We start from the raw sequence: 16,192 nt of genomic DNA, 5'->3' as shown, positions 1-16,192 counted from the left end.
CGGCGCTGCGCAGTAGTATCCGGCGCGTGCAGGCTGCCAGTGGACGTGACGCTCCGGACCGGTGCCCGGGTGCCGTGCAGGTCCACGCGGCGGCCGACGGCGGTCTTGCCCGCGTCCGGCTGCCCGGGGGGCGGCTGCCCGTCCCAGCCCTCGCGGTCCTCCGCGCCGCCGCCGCGGACCTCGGCGACCCCGCCCTGGAGCTCACCTCGCGCGGAAACGTGCAGATCAGAGGGCTGCGGCCGGACGCGTCGCCGGAGCTGGCGGCCAGGCTCACCGCCGCGGGACTGCTGCCGTCGGACACCCACGAGCGGGTCCGCAACATCATCGCCAGCCCGCTCAGCGGCCGCGACGGCCTCGGCGAGCTGGACGTGCGGCCGGTGGTGGCCGCGTTCGACGCCGGGCTGTGCGCCGACCCCGCGCTGGCGGCGCTGCCCGGCCGGTTCCTGGTGACCATCGACGACGGGCGCGGCGACGTGTCCCCGCTCGGCGGCGACGTCGGCCTGCACGGCGACCGCCTCCTCCTCGCCGGGCTCCCGACCGCGGGCCGGGGCGGTGACAACCCCGCTGAGCTGCTGCTCCGGGCGTCCCGGGCGTTCCTGGACGAGCGCGCTGCGCAGGGCGGCACCGCGTGGCGGCTGGCCGAGCTGACCGACGGCCCGGCCCGGGTGGCGGCCCGCCTGGGGTTCGCCCCCGGTACAGACGTTGACCAATTCGTAGGCTCGCCTGGGCCGGCGGTCGGACGGGCCCCGCAGGTCGGGGGACTGGTCGCGCTGACGGTGGTCGTACCACTCGGGCTGCTGACACCGGAGCAGTCGGCGGCGCTCGTCGCGGCGGCGCCGGGGGAGATCATCGTCACGCCGTGGCGGACCGTCGTCGTGCCCGACGTGCCGGTCGAAGAAGCTGGACGTCTCGAGTCACTGCTGACGACCGCCGGCCTCGGCACCGACCCCGCGACACCGTGGGCCGGGGTCACGGCGTGCGCCGGCCGGCCCGGCTGCGCGAAGGCCCTCGCCGACGTGCGCGCCGACGCCCGCGCGGCCGTCCTCAGCGGTCTCGACCATGCGTTGCCGGTGCACTGGGTCGGCTGCGAACGGCGCTGCGGCGCACCGAAGGGAAGGCACGTGGAGATGCTCGCGACCGCCGACGGCTACCGGGTGCTGTCATGACGGCTCAGGAGACCGTCGCTGATGGCGCCTCCGGTTCCGTCCAGGACGGTGGCTTCGACTACGTCAAGGACGGCGCGGAGATCTACCGGCGGTCGTTCGCGACGATCCGCGCCGAGGCCGACCTGTCCGCGCTGCCCGCCGACGTCGCCCAGGTCACCGTCCGCATGATCCACGCGTGCGGCATGGTCGACCTCGCCGGTGACGTCGGGTACAGCGCGGACGTCGTGCGCCTCGCCCGCGCCGCCCTGCGCGACGGCGCCCCGATCCTGTGCGACGCGGAGATGGTCGCCTCCGGCGTGACCCGCGCCCGGCTGCCCCGCGACAACGAGGTCCTGTGCACGCTGCGCGACCCGCGGGTCCCGGCGCTCGCCCATGAGCTGGGCACCACGCGCAGCGCCGCCGCCCTCGACCTGTGGGGTCCGCGCCTCGACGGCGCGGTCGTCGCCATCGGCAACGCGCCGACGGCGCTGTTCCGGCTCCTGGAGATGATCGCGGCCGGCGCGCCCCGGCCCGCGGCCGTGCTGGGCATCCCCGTCGGGTTCATCGGCGCGGCCGAGTCGAAGGTCGCGCTCGCGGCGTCGGACCTGCCACACCTGGTCGTGCACGGCCGCCGGGGCGGCAGCGCGATGACGGCCGCCGCCGTCAACGCCATCGCGGACGAGAAGGAATGACCACAGTGGACACCGGTCGGTTGTACGGCGTAGGACTCGGCCCCGGCGACCCGGAGCTCGTGACGGTCAAGGCGGCCCGGCTCGTCGCCGCCGCACCCGTCGTCGCGTTCCACAGCGCCCGCCACGGGCGCAGCATCGCCCGTTCGATCGCCGCGCCGTACCTGCGCGACGGCCAGATCGAAGAGGCGCTCGTCTACCCGGTCACCACCGAGGAGGTCCGCGACTACCGGGCCCTCATCGAGGAGCACTACGACGCGTGGGCGGCCCGGCTCGCCGCGCACCTCGACGCCGGCCGTGACGTGGTCGTGCTCTGTGAGGGCGACCCGTTCTTCTACGGCTCGTACATGCACATGCACAAGCGCCTGTCGCACGCCTACGCGACGGAGGTCGTGCCGGGCGTCACCTCCGTCTCGGGCGCGTCCGCGGTGCTCGGCCGCCCCCTCGTCGAGCGCGACGAGGTGCTCACCGTGCTGCCCGGCACGCTGCCCGTCGACGACCTGGCCGCGCGGCTCGCCAGCACCGACTCCGCCGCCGTCATGAAGCTCGGCCGCACGTTCGGGGCCGTCCGGGACGCCCTGGAGCGCGCCGGCCGCCTCGATGACGCCTGGTACGTCGAGCGCGCCACCACCGCCAACGAGCGCGTCGCCCCTCTGTCCACTGTGGACCCGGCCGAGGTCCCGTACTTCTCCCTCGCCCTGCTGCCGAGCCGCATGCACGAGGAGACGGCGTCGGCGCTGCGGTCCACGCCGCCCGCGGTCGCCGCCGGCGAGGTCGTCGTCGTCGGGCTCGGCCCAGCCGGCCGGGACTGGCTCACCCCCGAGGCCCTGGCCGCGGTCGAGGCCGCCTCCGACCTCGTCGGCTACGCCCCGTACCTGGCCCGGATCCCGTCCAACCCCCGCCAGCGCCGGCACGCCTCCGACAACAAGGTCGAGTCGGAGCGCGCCGAGTTCGCCCTGTCCCTCGCGAAGGAAGGCCGCCGCGTCGCCGTCGTGTCGTCCGGCGATCCGGGCGTGTTCGCGATGGCGGCCGCGGTACTGGAGATCGCCGCCGAACCCCGCTGGAAGGACGTCCCGGTGCGCGTCCTGCCCGGCCTGACCGCCGCCCAGGCGGTGGCGAGCCGCGCGGGCGCCCCCCTCGGCCACGACTTCTGCGTGCTGTCGCTGTCCGACCGCCTGAAGCCGTGGGACGTCATCGCCGCCCGCCTCGAGGCCGCGGCCGGCGCCGACCTCGTCATCGCCATCTACAACCCGGGCTCGAAGAGCCGCACCTGGCAGGTCGAGGCCGCCCGCGACCTGCTGCTGCGCCACCGCTCCCCGGAAACCCCGGTCGTCCTGGGCCGCGACGTCGGCGGCCCGCAGGAGCGCGTCCGCGTGGTGCGCCTCGCTGACCTGGACCCGTCCGAAGTGGACATGCGAACCCTGCTCATCGTCGGCTCGTCCCAGACCCGCACCCTGACCCGCGGCGACGGCGCCCCCGTCGTCTTCACCCCCCGCCGCTACCCCTGACCCGCGGGTGCCTTCGTCAGGTACAGCTCCAGGATCGCGGGCAGCGGGGCCACCCCCGGGCCGCCGGCCTCGACCCAGGCGGTCAGGTCGTCGATGACGGCGTCGTCGAGCAGGTAGCCGAGCCACACCGGCCGGGCACCCGCCCGCCGGGCGGACGGGGTGGGGTGCACGACGACGATGTTGGAGCGGGCGCACGCGTCCAGGCTGCCGCTGACCCGGACCCCCGCCGCCCCGAGTGCCTGGCGGAGCCGCGCCACCTGGCCGGCGTGGTCGACGTCCGGGTGCTTGCGCGGCGAGCCGCAGCAGCAGTCGCGGCACACGGTGACGAGGGGTCGATCCACCCGTAGAGCTTACGGCCGGGCCAGGATCTCGCCGTGCAGGATGGAGAGCCAGCCGTCGGGGGAGGCGGCCCAGGTGCGCCAGCCGTCCGAGAGGCGCTGCAGGTCTGATGGGGTCGAGCCGCTGGCCAGGGCCTGCGTCGCCATCGCCGAGGCGCGGACCCGGTCCGCCCACATGCCGCCCCACCACGAGCGGTCCTCGTCGTCGGCGAAGCACCACGTCGAAGCTGTCGCCGTCACGTCGGTGAAGCCCGCCGCGCGCGCCCATGACAGCAGGCGGCGGCCGGCGTCGGGCTCGCCGCTGTTGGCGCGGGCCATCCGCTGGTACAGCGCCATCCACTCGTCCAGCTCCGGCAGCTGCGGAAACCAGGTGAACGCCGCGTAGTCGCTGTCCCGGGCGGCCACGTAACCGCCGGGCTTGCACACCCGGCGCATCTCGCGCAGTGCCTGCACGGGGTCCGCGACGTGCTGCAGCACCTGGTGGGCGTGCACCACGTCGAAGCTGTCGTCGGGGAAGTCCAGCGCGTGGACGTCGCCGACCACGTACGAGACGCCCCGCACCCCCGCCTTCGTGACCTCCAGTGCCTCCGCGGTCGCCTCCAGCGCGGTCACCGCTCCGGGCGCCACCGCCAAAGCCAGGTCGGCGGTGATCGTGCCGGGGCCGGCGCCGACGTCCAGCAGGGTCATGCCCGGCCGGAGCACCGGCAGCAGGTACGCGGCGGAGTTCGCGGCGGTGCGCCAGCGGTGGGAGCGCAGGACCGACTCGTGATGTCCATGGGTGTAGACGTTGTTGGCCATGTCCCAGACTCTAATATTCTCGTCTCTAATAATGGGAGACGATTCCCATTCAATGGACACCGTAAGATCGCCGGAGTGAGAACGTCGCTGCTCGTGCTGGCCTACTTCGCGTTCATCAGCCTCGGGCTCCCCGACGGCCTCCTCGGCGTCGGCTGGCCGTTCATGGCCGGCACCTTCCACGTGTCGACCGAGTCCGTCGGCTACCTGCTCGTCGCCGCGACCACCGGCTACCTCACCTCCAGCGTCGCCGCCGGGTTCCTGCTCGGGCGGGTCGGCGTCGGCTGGCTGCTCGCCGGCAGCACCGCCGCGACGAGCCTCGCCCTCGCCGGGTACGCCCTCGCCCCCAGCCTCTGGTTCGTCGTGCCGTGCGCGCTGCTCGGCGGGTTCGGCGGCGGTGCGATCGACGCCGGGCTCAACGCCTACGCGGCCGCGAACTTCAACGCCCGCCACATGAACTGGCTGCACGCCTGCTTCGGCCTCGGTGTCGCGATCGGACCGCTCATCATGACGTCCGTGATCAGCGGCGGCTCGCCGTGGCGCCTCGGGTACGCACTGGTCGCCACCGCCCAGCTGGCACTGTCGGTCTCGTTCGTCGTCAAGGCCCGCAGCTGGGGGAGGGCCCCGGTGCCGGTACACGAGACGCCACAACGCGGCCGGGACACCCTCAGGATGCCAGTGGTGTGGGTGCAGGTGGTCGCGTTCGGGGTCTACGTCGCGGTCGAGGCCGGCGCCGGCCTGTGGGCGTTCCTGCTGCTCACCGAGGGCCGTGGCGTGAGCGACGCGGTCGCCGGCGTGTGCGTGTCGGGCTACTGGGCCATGCTCTTCCTCGGCCGCGTCGTGCAGGGCGCCGTCGCCGACCGGATCGGCGTCAACCGCGTCATCGTGGGGTGCATGGCCGGCATGGCGGCCGGTGCGTTCCTGGTCGCGCTGCCCGGCCCCGGCTGGCTCGCCGCGACCGGCCTCGGCATCATCGGCTTCGCCGCCGCGCCCGTGTTCCCGCTGCTCACGCTCACCACCGCCGACCGCGTCGGGGCCGCGCACGCCGACCGGGCGATCGGGCTGCAGATCGCCGGCGCCGGGCTCGGTGGCGCCCTCGTCCCGACCGCGATCGGCGTCCTGCTCGCGCGTGCCGGGGTCAACGTCCTCGGGTCGGCGCTGCTGGCCCTCGCGTTGCTGTTGCTGCTCCTGTACTGGCTGACCCTGCGACTCTCGTCGCCCGGAGCGTCCGGTGCCGTTCCGCGCGGTTCCTCGCGTGACCAGATCGTTCCGGTTGCCGGCGTGGCCGTGCCTGTCGCGGAGCCGCCCGGCGGCGCAGGATCGTCGTCATGAGAAGCGCGCTGCTCGTCATCGACATCCAGGAGTCTTTCCGCCAGCGCCCCAGCTGGGCCGCCGTCTCCAACCCCGACATCGTCGCGACGGTCAACCCGTTGATCGACGCCGCCCGTACCCGCGGCGACCTCGTCATCTGGATCCTGCACCACGAGGTCGGCAACGTGTTCGACCCGCGCAACGGCCACGTCCGCCCGATCGAGGGCCTGCAGCCGCTGCCGGACGAGCCGGTCCTCACCAAGACCTCCGCGAACGCGTTCACCACCACCGGCCTGCAGCAGCTGCTCACCACCGAAGGCATCCGCCACCTCGTCGTCACCGGCATCCAGACCGAGCTGTGCTGCGAGACCACCACCCGCGTCGCCGGCGACCTGGGCTACGACGTCACGTTCGTCACCGAGGCCACCGCCACGTTCCCGATCCCGCACCGCGACGAGCGCGACCTGCCCTACGACGAGATCCTCGCCAGCCCCCGCACCCTGCGGACCGACGAGGTCATCGCCCGCACCGAGTACGCCCTCGCCGGCCGCTTCGCCACCATCGCGACGGTGAAGGAGCTCATCGGCTGATGAAGGTCGTGTTCCTGCTCGTGCCGCAGCTGCACCTGCTCGACCTGGCGGGCCCCGCGCAGGTCTTCTCCACGGCCCGCGACCTCGGCCTGGACTACGAGCTGGACTACGCGGCCGAGCAGGACGACGTCCCCTCCGCCCAGGGCCTGCCGGTCCGCCGGACCACGGGCCTGCCGTCGCTGGCACCGTCCGACCTGGTTGTGGTGCCCGGCTGGCGCAGCCACGGCTTCCCGCAGAACGGCCGTCTCAGCGTTTCCGTCCGTACCTGGCTCGCCGCCCACCACGCGGCCGGCGGCACCTGCGCCAGCGTCTGCTCCGGCGCCGACGCCCTCGGCCAGGCCGGTCTCCTGGACGGCCGCCGGTGCACCACACACCATCTGCTGCAGGACCGGCTGGCTACGCGGTACCCACGCGCCAAGGTCCTCAAGGACGTCCTCTTCGTCATCGACGACCGCGTCGTCACCTCCGCTGGCATCGCGAGCGGCATCGACCTCGCGCTCCACCTCGTCGCCACGCGCCACGGCCCGGGCACCGCCGCCCAGATCGCCCGCGAGATGGTCGTGTACGCCCGGCGCAACGGCGACGACCCGCAGGACAGCGCCATGCTCCGCCACCGCGCCCACCTCTCCGACGTCGTCCACCGCGTCCAGGACGTCATCGACGCCCGCTTCACCGACCGCCTCCCGCTCCGCGACCTCGCCTCCACGGCCGGCGTCAGCGAACGCACCCTCACCCGCCTCTTCGGCGACGCCACCGGCCTGACCCCGCTGCGCTACCAGCAGCTCCTGCGGGTCGAACGCGCCGAACACCTCATCGGCCACGGCGCCACCGTCGAGTCCGCCGCCCGCGCCGCCGGCTTCGAGGACGCCCGCATGCTCCGCCGCCTCCGCTCCCGCCTCTGACGGTCGGTGCTTCGACCGTCACAACACGTGCATGGTGGCGGTGGGCGCTGGACGCTGGGTTGGGCGGCCGGGAGAATTGAGGTAAGCGTCGGCCAGGGGGAGGCCGCCAATGCCACGCCCGTACTTCTCGTTGTCCGCACCAGATCCACGCCCACCTTTGCCCATCGCCGAGCTGGACGGCACCGCCCGCCGCGCCGCCACCGCAGCCGAGTTCGCCCGCCGCCGCGAGGCCCGCTCCCGCGCCAGGTCGGAGTTCGCCGAAGCCCGCGCCCACGGCCTGACCACCCGCCACGCCACGAACCTGACCCGCCTCCGCAACGCCCGCATCCTCGCCGCCGCCCCCACAGCCCCACCTCCGTCCACGGCAGCACTCTCACATCCCGCTGCGGCGTCGGTACCGCACCCCGCCACCGCTCCGCCCCCACCCGTCCCTCGGACTGCGTCGCTGACTGCGAGTCGGGTTGCGCCGCCGGTCGCACCTCGGGCTGTGGCGCTGGCTGCCGCTCGGGTTGTGCCGCCAGCTGCACCTCGGGCTGTGGCGCTGGCTGCGGCTGGGGCTGCGCCGCCCGCTGCGGGCGGGACGACTGCCCCCACCTCTGCTCGGATCGCGGTCCCCGCAGCCGCCGAGGCGTCAGCTTCGACTGCGGCTTCGATCACGACGGTGACCCCAGCCCCACCCACGCCGCCGCCTCCGGCTCCTGCCTCCGCGCCAGTCCCAGCTCCGGTTGCGGCCTCGGCTCCGGCTGTGGCGACCGCGCCCGCTGCGGTCGGGTTTCGGGTTCCGCGCTCGGCATCGGGCTCACCGCGACCTCCGGGAAGAGGCCGTCGCACCAGTCGCGACCACAACCCGCCCGACACAGCAGAAGACCCCCACCGCCACGTGGCACCACTCAGCAAGCAAGCGACCACGGGCGCCTTCCCAGCCCACGGCGGCGACATTGCAACCTCAACAACGGCTGTCGGTCCGGACCGCTTCCCGCGACACGCCCGCGTCCGCATCGAGATCAGTCGCATTCCCCCAGGTCAGCCGCTGTTCCGGGCTAGCCACTGCCCCTCGCAGGGGGTGGGTCATATCCAGCGGGAGCCTAGCCACATGCGGGAGAGCCATTCGGCGTTGGTGATCACGGTGGCGCTGTAGATGGGGTAGAAGTAGGCGAAGCAGATGGCGACCAGGGTGACGTAAGCGCCGGCGACGATTGAGCCGATCAGGCGGTGGTCGCTGGCGGGGTTGACGTGGCGGGGCGGGCCGATGATGGCGCCCAGGACGTACACGACGGCGAGGATCAGGAAGGGCTCGGCGGGCAGGGCGTAGAAGTAGAACATCGTGCGGTGGGCCGGCATGGACTGGAACCAGGGGACGATGCCGGCGAGGGAGCAGGCCAGGATGAGCCAGGCGCGGCCGTCGCGGCGGGCGATCGCGAGCCAGGTGAGGGCGGCCAGCGCGGGCAGGAACGACCACCACAGGACCGGGGTGCCGAGCAGCAGCACCTGGGAGACGCAGCTGGCGGCGTCGCAGGGGCCGTCGGTGTTCACGTACATGCTGACGGGGCGGCCCAGCAGCAGCCACATCCACGGCCAGGACTGGTAGGGGTGCCCGGTGTCCAGGGTGGTGTGGAAGCCGTACGCCTCCTGGTGGTAGTGCCACAGGTTGACCAGCGGGTCGATGAGGCGGTCGCTGCCGAGGCCGTGGGCCTGCGCGTACCAGTGCCGGAAGTAGCCGTCGTCGGAGGCGAACCAGCCGGTCCAGGTGGCGAGGTAGGTGACGACGATGAGCGCGCCGAACACGAGGAGCCACCGGCCGTCGCGCAGCAGCGCGGTGCTCACGTAGTTGGAGACGCCGGCGGTGCGGCGGGTTCCGGCGTCGAAGACGACGATCGCGGCGGCGAAGAGCAGGATGTACCACAGCGCGCTCCACTTGACGCCCGCCGCGAGCCCGAGCGAGACGGCGCAGGCCAGCCGGTACCAGGGAACGCCGAGCCGCACCCGGGAGGAGCCGGACTCCAGGTGGGCCAGCCACCGGGCGCGCCGCTGCTCGCGGTCCAGGACCAGGAAGTAGAAGGCGACCACGATCCAGAACATGAGGAAGATGTCCAGCAGCGCGGCCCGCGAGAGGACGAAGTGCATGCCGTCCAGGGACATCAGCAGGCCGGCGGTGGCGGCGAGGATCGTGGAGCGGAAGAGCTTCCGGGCGGCGAGGACGATCAGCAGGATCGACACGACGCCGACCGTGACGGCGGCGATGCGCCAGCCGAAGGAGTTGTACCCGAAGATCTGCTCGCCGAGCCCGATCATCCACTTGCCGAGCGGCGGGTGGACTACGTACTGCGGGGTGTTGTCCTCGGGGTTCCACTCGACGCCGTGCTGGAGCAGGTCCCACGCCTCGTTGGCGTAGTAGACCTCGTCGAAGATCGGCTCCCTCGGATGGGACAGGTTCACCATCCGGAGGAGCAGCCCGATCGCGGTGACCAGGATCGCCGCCAGCCAGAACCCTGGGGTGGCGGGTCCGGGCGGGGTGAGCCGGCGACGTACGACGTCGGGCACTGTCCGCGCTTGCGAGGTCATCCGGTGATCGTAGGTGTATCGCCTCTCACGGGATGCCCCGGCGGGGGAGTCACTTCAGGTGGCCGGCGGTCAGCCCGGACTGCACCTGGCGCTGGAACACGAGGTACAGGATGAGCACGGGCAGCATCGCGATGGCCATGCCGGCGAAGAGGGCGCTGTAGTCGCCGGCGTAGCCCTGGTTGATGGCGAGCGCGGTGAGGCCCTGCGTGAGCACCCAGTGCTTCTCCGCGTCCTCGCCCTGCATGAGGACGATCGGCAGCACGTACTGGTTCCAGTGCCCAAGCAGGTTGAAGATGCCGACGCTGATCAGGCCGGGGCGGGCCATCGGCAGCATGACGCGGAAGAACAGCCCGTAGTGCGTGCAGCCGTCCATCATCGCGGCCTCGGCGACCTCGCTCGGCAGGGTCCGGAAGAACGCGGTGAGGAAGAAGACGGTGAAGGGCAGCGAGTAGGCGCTGTACACCAGGATCAGGCCGAGATGGGTGGAGAGCAGGCCGAGGTTCTTCACCACGAAGAACAGCGGGACGAGCGACAGGAAGACGGGGAACATCATGCCGCCGACGAACAGGAAGTACACCAGGCGGCTGCCCCGGAAGGTGTACCGCGCCAGTACGTAGGCGGCCATCGCACCGAGGAGCATGGTGACCACCAGGGCGCCGGCGACGACGATCGCCGTGTTGAGGAAGTACCGGCCGATGCTGGCCTCGGTCCAGGCCCGGCTCCAGTTCTCGAAGCGCAGCTTGGCCGGCAGGCTCCAGGCGCTGGTGAGGATCTCGTTGTCGTCCTTGAACGCGCTGAGGATCGCCCAGATGAGCGGGAACGTGGTGAGCACGGCCCAGCCGACGAGGAAGGTGTGCGAGAAGGCGTTGACGACACGGAAGCGGCTTTTCACAGTTCGATCCGATCCCGGCGGGAGAGGCGCAGCGCGACGACCGCGATGGACAGCGTCAGGAAGAACATCGCGACCCCGATCGCGGAGGCGTAGCCGAACTTGTAATCGCCCATCGCCGTGTCGTACAGGCGCAGGCCGATGACGTCGGAGCTGTTGCCCGGGCCGCCCAGGGTGATGATCTGCACCAGGGCGAAGCCGTCGATGGCGAGGATCGCGAGGTACACCCACGCCACCTGGATCGTGTCCCACAGCAGCGGCACGGTGATCTTGCGCAGGGTCTCGCCGCGCTCGGCGCCGTCGAGCATCGCCGCCTCGTAGATCTCGCGGGGGATCGACTGCATGGCGGCGTTGAAGAGCACGACGTAGAAGCCGACGTTGCTCCACACCATGACCGCCAGCACGCACCAGAACGCGAGGTCCGGGTCGCCGAGCCAGGGTTTCGCGAGGCCGTCGAGCCCGATGGCGCGCAGGAAGCCGTTGAGGATGCCGCTGCGCGGCGCGTACACCTCCTTCCACAGCACGCCGATGATCGCCACCGACAGCACCTGGGGGAAGAAGTAGACGACGCGGTAGAAGGCGGCGCCGCGCACGCCCCGCACGCCGGCCTTGCCGGAGCGGCCGCCGACGCTGAGCATCGAGGCGAAGAACAACGCCAGCACGATCGTGACGACCGGCAGTGCCACGAGGATGATGGCGTTGTTCTTCAGCGCGTTCCACACGTAGTGGTCCTGCAGGAGCCGGCTGAAGTTCTCCGGCCCCACGTACTCGTACTCCGGCGACAGCCCCCGCCAGTTGGTCAGCGAGATCTGGAACGCCTGCAGGTAGGGCGAGATGACGAACACGGCGTACAGCGCCAGCGGCGGTACGAGGAACGTGAGCACGAACAGGCGCCGACCGTGCCGCATGGGTCAGCTCCGCTTGTACTTCGTGATCGAGGTGTCCTTGGCGATCTCGTCGGCGCCCTTCTGGCACGCCTCCACGAACTGCTGGGCGTTGATCCGATTGGTGAACAGGTCGCCGCAGGCCGCGTCGACGAGGTTGCGCTCCAGCTTGCGGTAGAAGGAGTTGTACACCCAGTTGAAGCCCTTGTCGCCGGACGCCTTGAGCGCCTTCGTGACGCTGGTGAGGCCGGGCGGCAGCTCGACGCCCTCCTCGGCGCCCGCGACGCAGGTCAGGCTCGAGGTCTTGCGGGTGAAGTCCGCGGCGCCCTTCTTCGACAGCATGATGCGCATCAGCTCCATGCCGCCGTTGGCGTTCTTGGCCTTCGCGGGCACGATGTACGGCTCGCCGGCGGTCCCCCGCAGCGCCTCGAACGGCAGCTTGTCGCCGCTGCTCAGGCTCGGCGTCGGCGCGATCGCCATCTTGAACGCGGGCGGCGTGACCTTCTTCTGCTCGCTCTCCAGCCACGAACCGCAGGAGATGAAGACGGCGTTGCCCTTCGACCACTCGGTCTGCGACTGGATGTGGTCCAGGCCCTCGGAGCCCGGCAGGATGAAGCCGTCGCGGGCGAGCTGCGAGTACGCGTCGGCGGCGGTCTTGATCGCCTCGTGCTTCCACGCGTTGGGCTCGAGGTTGTCGATGGCGAGCAGGACCTCCGGGCCGGCCAGCTTCGCCGCCGCGGACAGGATGGGCCAGCTCATGTACCGCGGGTGCTTGCCCTGGTACGTCCACGGCGCGATGCCGGCCGCCTTGATGGTCTTGCAGAGGGCGATCATCTCGTCCCACGTCTTCGGGTACTGCCAGCCCTTGTCGGCGAGGAGCTTCTCGTCGTACCAGATGCCGTAGGCGGTATAGGCGTAGTTGAGCGCGAACACCTTGCCGTTGTAGGTGCCCGGCAGCAGCGCGCCCGGCAGCAGCGTGTCGCGGACCTTCTTGCCGGCGATGTCGAGGCTCGGCGCGTCGAGCAGCGGGGCGAGGTCGGTGAGCGCGTTCTGCGAGACGAGCCCGTTGAAGTCGATCTGGGCGGCGCCGGAGTTGTTGATCATGTCGGGCGGGCTGCCGTCGACGAACCGCGGCTGCAGCGTCTTGCCGATCTCCTGGGTGGCGGAGTGCTTGATCTCCGCCTTCGGGTACTTCTCCTTGTACATGGCCTCGTGGGCCTTGGCGTAGTCCTCGCCGAAGCCGCCATTGAAGATGACGACCTCGAGCGGGGCGTCCTCCTTCACGCCGAGCGGGTTGACGTTGCTCTTGTCACCCTGGGCGGCCTTGGAGTCCCCGCCGCCATCGCTCGTGGCACAGGCGCTCAGCGCGGCCGGGGCGGTGGCCAGCAGACCGGCTGTGGCCGCAGTCTGCAGGACGCCCCTGCGGGTCAGCGTGTTCATCCGTCGTGCTCCTTCGTTGGGGGTCGAGGGGGCGCTCGTTGGATCGAGAATGAAGGTTTCCAACGGAAGTTTCAAGAGTAGGAAGGTTCCTGCCAGGGGTTCGGCTCAAATATTGACGAAATCGTTGCCCGGTGCCGTCAGCCGCGTGTGTACGGCGGGAGCCACCGGCGCCCCGGTGAGGGCGGCGATCGCGAGGGCGGCCGCGCCGGCTGCGCCGTCGCGGGCCTCGGCGGGCTCGACCCGGAACCGCAGCCGGACCCCTTCCCGTACCAGGTCCGCGACCGGGCCCTCGGTGAGCAGCACGGAGCCCGCGAGCACGACCGGCCGCGCCCGCTCCCCGGGTGCGCCGGCGGCCGTGTCGAGGGCGTGCAGCAGGTGCCCGGCGGCCTCGTACACGACCTCGCACGCGACCGCGTCGTCGTCCAGCGCGGCCCGCCCGACGAGGGGCGCCAGGAGACCGAGCGCGGCGGGCGGCTGCCGGTACGCCACCCTGATCAACGCCTGCGCGTGCTCCTCCGGGTCCGCGGCGGCGTCCGCCCCGAGGGCCTCCGTCACGGGTCCGGTGAGCCTGGTCGCGGGGCCGCGGCCGTCCAGGGCGCGCAGCACCGCCCGCAGCGCCTGGCGGCCCTGCCACACCGCCGACCCCTCGTCGCCGAGCAGCCATCCGTAACCGTCGCAGCGCCTGTACGGCGTGCCGTCGCGGAACGCCACCGCCGCGGCGCCGGTGCCGCACAGCAGCAGCAGGCCGTCGCGGTCCGGGGTGCCGGCGGCGAACGCGACCTCGAGGTCCGTGACACTGCGGAGCGTCCCGGCCGCGCCGGCCGCCCGCCAGGCTTCCTCGGCCGCCTCCCGGGCCTCGGCCCGCCCGGCGGCCGCGGCGCCGGCCGTGCCGACCACCCCGGACGCCACGGCGGCCGGGTCGATACCGTTGAGTGCCTGGCGGAGTGCCTGCTCCAGGGCCTGCGCCGGGCGGCCCCCGCTGGAGTTCCGGTTGGCGCCGGCCGCGCGACCACGGCCGAGGACCTCGCCGTCGAGGGTGGCGACGACGCAACGGGTGCTGGTGGCGCCCGCGTCCACGCCGACTACCAGGGGTGCTCGCACCGGAACACCGTACTGCATTGACGAAAAGCGCGTGAGAACGGAAACTTTCCCACATGAAGGTGAGCCGGCAGTCCGCCGAGGGCGGCGCCACGTCCACCGCGGTGAAGATCCGGGGGCTGCTGCCCTCGCTTTCCCCGGCGGAGCAGCGAGTCGGACGGATCGTCGCCGACGAATCCGCCACCGCCGCCCAGTTGACCATCACGGAGCTGTCGAAGCGGGCCGAGACGTCGGAGACGACCGTCATCCGGTTCTGCCGCGCGATCGGCTTCTCCGGCTATCCGGAGCTGCGGCTGCGGCTCGCGGCGGAGGCGGGGCGGGCGCAGGACGACGGAGCCCCGGGCGAGGCGCCCGGCAGCGACATCAGCCAGACCGACGACCTCGCCACCGTCGTCAAGACGATCGCCTTCGCCGACGCCCGCGCCGTCGAGGACACCGCCGCCCAGCTCGACCTGGAGATCCTGCAGCGGGTCATCGACGCGGTCGCCGCCGCCCGCCGGGTCGACATCTACGGCGTCGGCGCCAGCGCGTTCGTCGCCCGCGACTTCCAGATGAAGCTGCACCGCGTCGGGCTCGTCGCCTACACCTGGTCGGACCTGCATCTGGCGCTCACCAGCGCGGCGCTGCTCGACGAGCGCGACGTGGCCATCGGGATCTCCCACACCGGCACGACCGTCGACACCATCGAGGCCTTCGGCGAGGCCGGCCGGCGCGGCGCCACGACCGTCGCGCTCACCAACTTCCCCAAGTCGCCGATCACCCGCATCGCCGACCTGACCCTCACCACCGCGGCCCGCGAGACCACGTTCCGGTCCGGGGCGATGGCGAGCCGGCTCGCGCAGCTCACCGTCGTCGACTGCGTGTTCGTCGGCGTCGCGCAGAAGACGTACGCACAGACGAAGGCGGCCGTGGAGAAAACCCGAGAAGCGGTCCGCAGCCGGCGGGTGCGACCGGAGCGGGGACCCTGGTGACCGTCTCGCCGCCGATCGCCCCGACGGAGGAACGCAACGCGCGGTCCCACCAGATCGACCAGCTGCCCACCCTGCAGATCCTCGAGCTGATCAACGCCGAGGACGCGACCGTCGCCGCCGCGGTCGCCGCCGTGCTCCCCGATCTCGCCGAGGCCGTCGACGACTGCGTCGACGCGCTGCGCTCCGGGCACCGGCTGCACTACTTCGGCGCCGGCACGTCCGGCCGGATGGCCGTCCTCGACGCGACGGAGCTGCGCCCCACGTACGGTGTGGAGCCCGGCCACGTCGTCGCCCACCTCGCCGGCGGCACCCGCGCCCTCACCGACGCGGTCGAGGCGGCCGAGGACGACGCGGAGACCGGCTTCTCGACCGCCGGCGGCGTGCTCACGGCCGGCGACGTCGCGCTCGGCGTCACCGCCAGCGGCGGCACCCCGTTCGTCGGCGGCGCGCTGCGGGCCGCCCGCGACCGCGGCGCGCGCACCGTCCTGCTCTCCGCCAACCCCAACGCCGCCCTCGCCGAGTACGCCGACATCCACCTCGCCGTCGACACCGGCCCCGAGGTCGTCACCGGCTCCACCCGCATGAAGGCCGGCACCGCGCAGAAGCTCGTCCTCAACGCGCTGTCGACCGCCGTGATGGTGCGCCTCGGCCGCACGTACAGCAACCTCATGACCGACATGGTCGCCAGCAACGCCAAGCTGCGGGTGCGGCAGGTCCGCATGCTGGTCCAGGCCACCGGACTGCCCGCCGACGCGTGCCAGGCCGCGCTCACCGCCGCCGGCGACGAGGCCAAGGTGGCACTGGTGACCCTGCTCGCCCGCGTCGACGTCGACTCGGCCCGCCGCGCCCTGCGCGCCGCCGGCGGCGTCGTCCACCGTGCCCTGGACGCGCTGTAATCCGCCTTTAATCGATTGGCAGCGCGTCGGCGCGCGCCTATCGTTGTCCATGTCAACAACGACAGATCCCGGGAGTCACGATGATGAGCCACTGGACCGCACCGCAAGCGCCGGCGCGCGCTGCCGCGCTGCCCATGGCCCCCGTCGCGCACTGGGCCGACATGCCGCACACCG

At 72.3% G+C, this 16,192-nt stretch carries 15 protein-coding genes; 8 read left to right on the top strand and 7 right to left on the bottom strand.

Annotated features, from left to right (window positions below):
* Positions 1-26: 26 nt before the first annotated feature.
* From ABD332_RS14930 to ABD332_RS14920, 3 genes are read left to right on the top strand one after another with little or no spacing between them, the layout of a single operon-like run.
* On the top strand, positions 27-1,166 hold the full coding sequence (locus tag ABD332_RS14930) for a precorrin-3B synthase (RefSeq protein ID WP_344502471.1): 1,140 nt from the start codon (positions 27-29) through the stop codon (positions 1,164-1,166).
* A complete protein-coding gene (locus ABD332_RS14925; protein WP_344502470.1) occupies positions 1,163-1,837 on the top strand; it encodes a precorrin-8X methylmutase in 675 nt (224 codons plus the stop codon). Before ABD332_RS14930 ends, ABD332_RS14925 begins: the two co-directional genes overlap by 4 nt.
* Entirely contained in the window at positions 1,834-3,342 is a 1,509-nt protein-coding gene (locus tag ABD332_RS14920; protein ID WP_344502469.1) for a precorrin-2 C(20)-methyltransferase, read from the top strand. The genes ABD332_RS14925 and ABD332_RS14920 overlap by 4 nt, the downstream gene beginning before the upstream one ends.
* Here ABD332_RS14920 and ABD332_RS14915 read toward each other — a convergent pair.
* Both ABD332_RS14915 and ABD332_RS14910 read right to left on the bottom strand, forming a co-directional pair.
* Positions 3,333-3,683 (bottom strand): hypothetical protein, encoded by a 351-nt coding sequence (locus ABD332_RS14915; protein ID WP_344502468.1) that lies wholly within the window; start codon positions 3,681-3,683, stop codon positions 3,333-3,335. The two genes, ABD332_RS14920 and ABD332_RS14915, sit on opposite strands and share 10 nt — an antisense overlap.
* A gap of 9 nt (positions 3,684-3,692) precedes the next feature.
* A complete protein-coding gene (locus tag ABD332_RS14910; RefSeq protein WP_344502467.1) occupies positions 3,693-4,478 on the bottom strand; it encodes a class I SAM-dependent methyltransferase in 786 nt (261 codons plus the stop codon).
* Positions 4,479-4,553: 75 nt separating this feature from the next.
* Here ABD332_RS14910 and ABD332_RS14905 point away from each other — a divergent pair, with 75 nt between their 5' ends.
* The 3 genes from ABD332_RS14905 to ABD332_RS14895 are packed head-to-tail and all read left to right on the top strand — an operon-like array spanning position 4,554 to position 7,278.
* Positions 4,554-5,807: an MFS transporter gene (locus ABD332_RS14905; RefSeq protein ID WP_344502465.1), complete on the top strand. Its 1,254-nt coding sequence runs from the start codon at positions 4,554-4,556 to the stop codon at positions 5,805-5,807.
* Entirely contained in the window at positions 5,804-6,376 is a 573-nt protein-coding gene (locus ABD332_RS14900; protein WP_344502464.1) for an isochorismatase family protein, read from the top strand. The genes ABD332_RS14905 and ABD332_RS14900 overlap by 4 nt, the downstream gene beginning before the upstream one ends.
* Complete coding sequence (locus tag ABD332_RS14895; protein ID WP_344502463.1) at positions 6,376-7,278, top strand: GlxA family transcriptional regulator; 903 nt, start codon at positions 6,376-6,378, stop codon at positions 7,276-7,278. The genes ABD332_RS14900 and ABD332_RS14895 overlap by 1 nt, the downstream gene beginning before the upstream one ends.
* A 1,068-nt stretch (positions 7,279-8,346) precedes the next feature.
* Here the strand turns inward: ABD332_RS14895 and ABD332_RS14890 are convergent.
* From ABD332_RS14890 to ABD332_RS14870, 5 genes are all read right to left on the bottom strand, one after another.
* Entirely contained in the window at positions 8,347-9,840 is a 1,494-nt protein-coding gene (locus tag ABD332_RS14890) for a dolichyl-phosphate-mannose--protein mannosyltransferase (protein ID WP_344502462.1), read from the bottom strand.
* Positions 9,841-9,889: 49 nt separating this feature from the next.
* Positions 9,890-10,732, bottom strand: a complete 843-nt coding sequence (locus tag ABD332_RS14885) for a carbohydrate ABC transporter permease (RefSeq protein ID WP_344502461.1) — start codon at positions 10,730-10,732, stop codon at positions 9,890-9,892.
* Positions 10,729-11,637: a carbohydrate ABC transporter permease gene (locus ABD332_RS14880; RefSeq protein ID WP_344502460.1), complete on the bottom strand. Its 909-nt coding sequence runs from the start codon at positions 11,635-11,637 to the stop codon at positions 10,729-10,731. The genes ABD332_RS14885 and ABD332_RS14880 overlap by 4 nt, the downstream gene beginning before the upstream one ends.
* 3 nt (positions 11,638-11,640) lie before the next feature.
* Positions 11,641-13,053: an N-acetylglucosamine/diacetylchitobiose ABC transporter substrate-binding protein gene (gene ngcE, locus ABD332_RS14875; protein ID WP_344502459.1), complete on the bottom strand. Its 1,413-nt coding sequence runs from the start codon at positions 13,051-13,053 to the stop codon at positions 11,641-11,643.
* A gap of 105 nt (positions 13,054-13,158) precedes the next feature.
* Positions 13,159-14,154: an N-acetylglucosamine kinase gene (locus ABD332_RS14870; protein ID WP_344502458.1), complete on the bottom strand. Its 996-nt coding sequence runs from the start codon at positions 14,152-14,154 to the stop codon at positions 13,159-13,161.
* A 53-nt stretch (positions 14,155-14,207) separates the two neighbouring features.
* Here ABD332_RS14870 and ABD332_RS14865 point away from each other — a divergent pair, with 53 nt between their 5' ends.
* On the top strand, positions 14,208-15,122 hold the full coding sequence (locus tag ABD332_RS14865) for a MurR/RpiR family transcriptional regulator (RefSeq protein WP_344502457.1): 915 nt from the start codon (positions 14,208-14,210) through the stop codon (positions 15,120-15,122).
* The gene (gene murQ, locus ABD332_RS14860) at positions 15,119-16,018 is read left to right on the top strand and encodes an N-acetylmuramic acid 6-phosphate etherase (protein ID WP_344502456.1); all 900 of its coding nucleotides are present in this window, start codon (positions 15,119-15,121) and stop codon (positions 16,016-16,018) included. Before ABD332_RS14865 ends, murQ begins: the two co-directional genes overlap by 4 nt.
* Positions 16,019-16,192: the final 174 nt, after the last annotated feature.

The organism is Dactylosporangium maewongense (genome assembly GCF_039531485.1).
GTDB classification, from domain to species: domain Bacteria; phylum Actinomycetota; class Actinomycetes; order Mycobacteriales; family Micromonosporaceae; genus Dactylosporangium; species Dactylosporangium maewongense.
This window is presented reverse-complemented; position numbering and strand designations above follow the sequence as displayed.

Excerpts from the sequence above, each read along its gene's own strand:
- ABD332_RS14865 (WP_344502457.1), top strand. The coding sequence starts at position 14,208 with ATGAAGGTGAGCCGGCAGTCCGCCGAGGGCGGCGCCACGTCCACCGCG.
- ABD332_RS14890 (WP_344502462.1), bottom strand. The coding sequence starts at position 9,840 with ATGACCTCGCAAGCGCGGACAGTGCCCGACGTCGTACGTCGCCGGCTC.
- ABD332_RS14895 (WP_344502463.1), top strand. The coding sequence starts at position 6,376 with ATGAAGGTCGTGTTCCTGCTCGTGCCGCAGCTGCACCTGCTCGACCTG.
- ngcE (WP_344502459.1), bottom strand. The coding sequence starts at position 13,053 with ATGAACACGCTGACCCGCAGGGGCGTCCTGCAGACTGCGGCCACAGCC.
- ABD332_RS14900 (WP_344502464.1), top strand. The coding sequence starts at position 5,804 with ATGAGAAGCGCGCTGCTCGTCATCGACATCCAGGAGTCTTTCCGCCAG.
- ABD332_RS14925 (WP_344502470.1), top strand. The coding sequence starts at position 1,163 with ATGACGGCTCAGGAGACCGTCGCTGATGGCGCCTCCGGTTCCGTCCAG.
- ABD332_RS14920 (WP_344502469.1), top strand. The coding sequence starts at position 1,834 with ATGACCACAGTGGACACCGGTCGGTTGTACGGCGTAGGACTCGGCCCC.
- ABD332_RS14880 (WP_344502460.1), bottom strand. The coding sequence starts at position 11,637 with ATGCGGCACGGTCGGCGCCTGTTCGTGCTCACGTTCCTCGTACCGCCG.
- ABD332_RS14910 (WP_344502467.1), bottom strand. The coding sequence starts at position 4,478 with ATGGCCAACAACGTCTACACCCATGGACATCACGAGTCGGTCCTGCGC.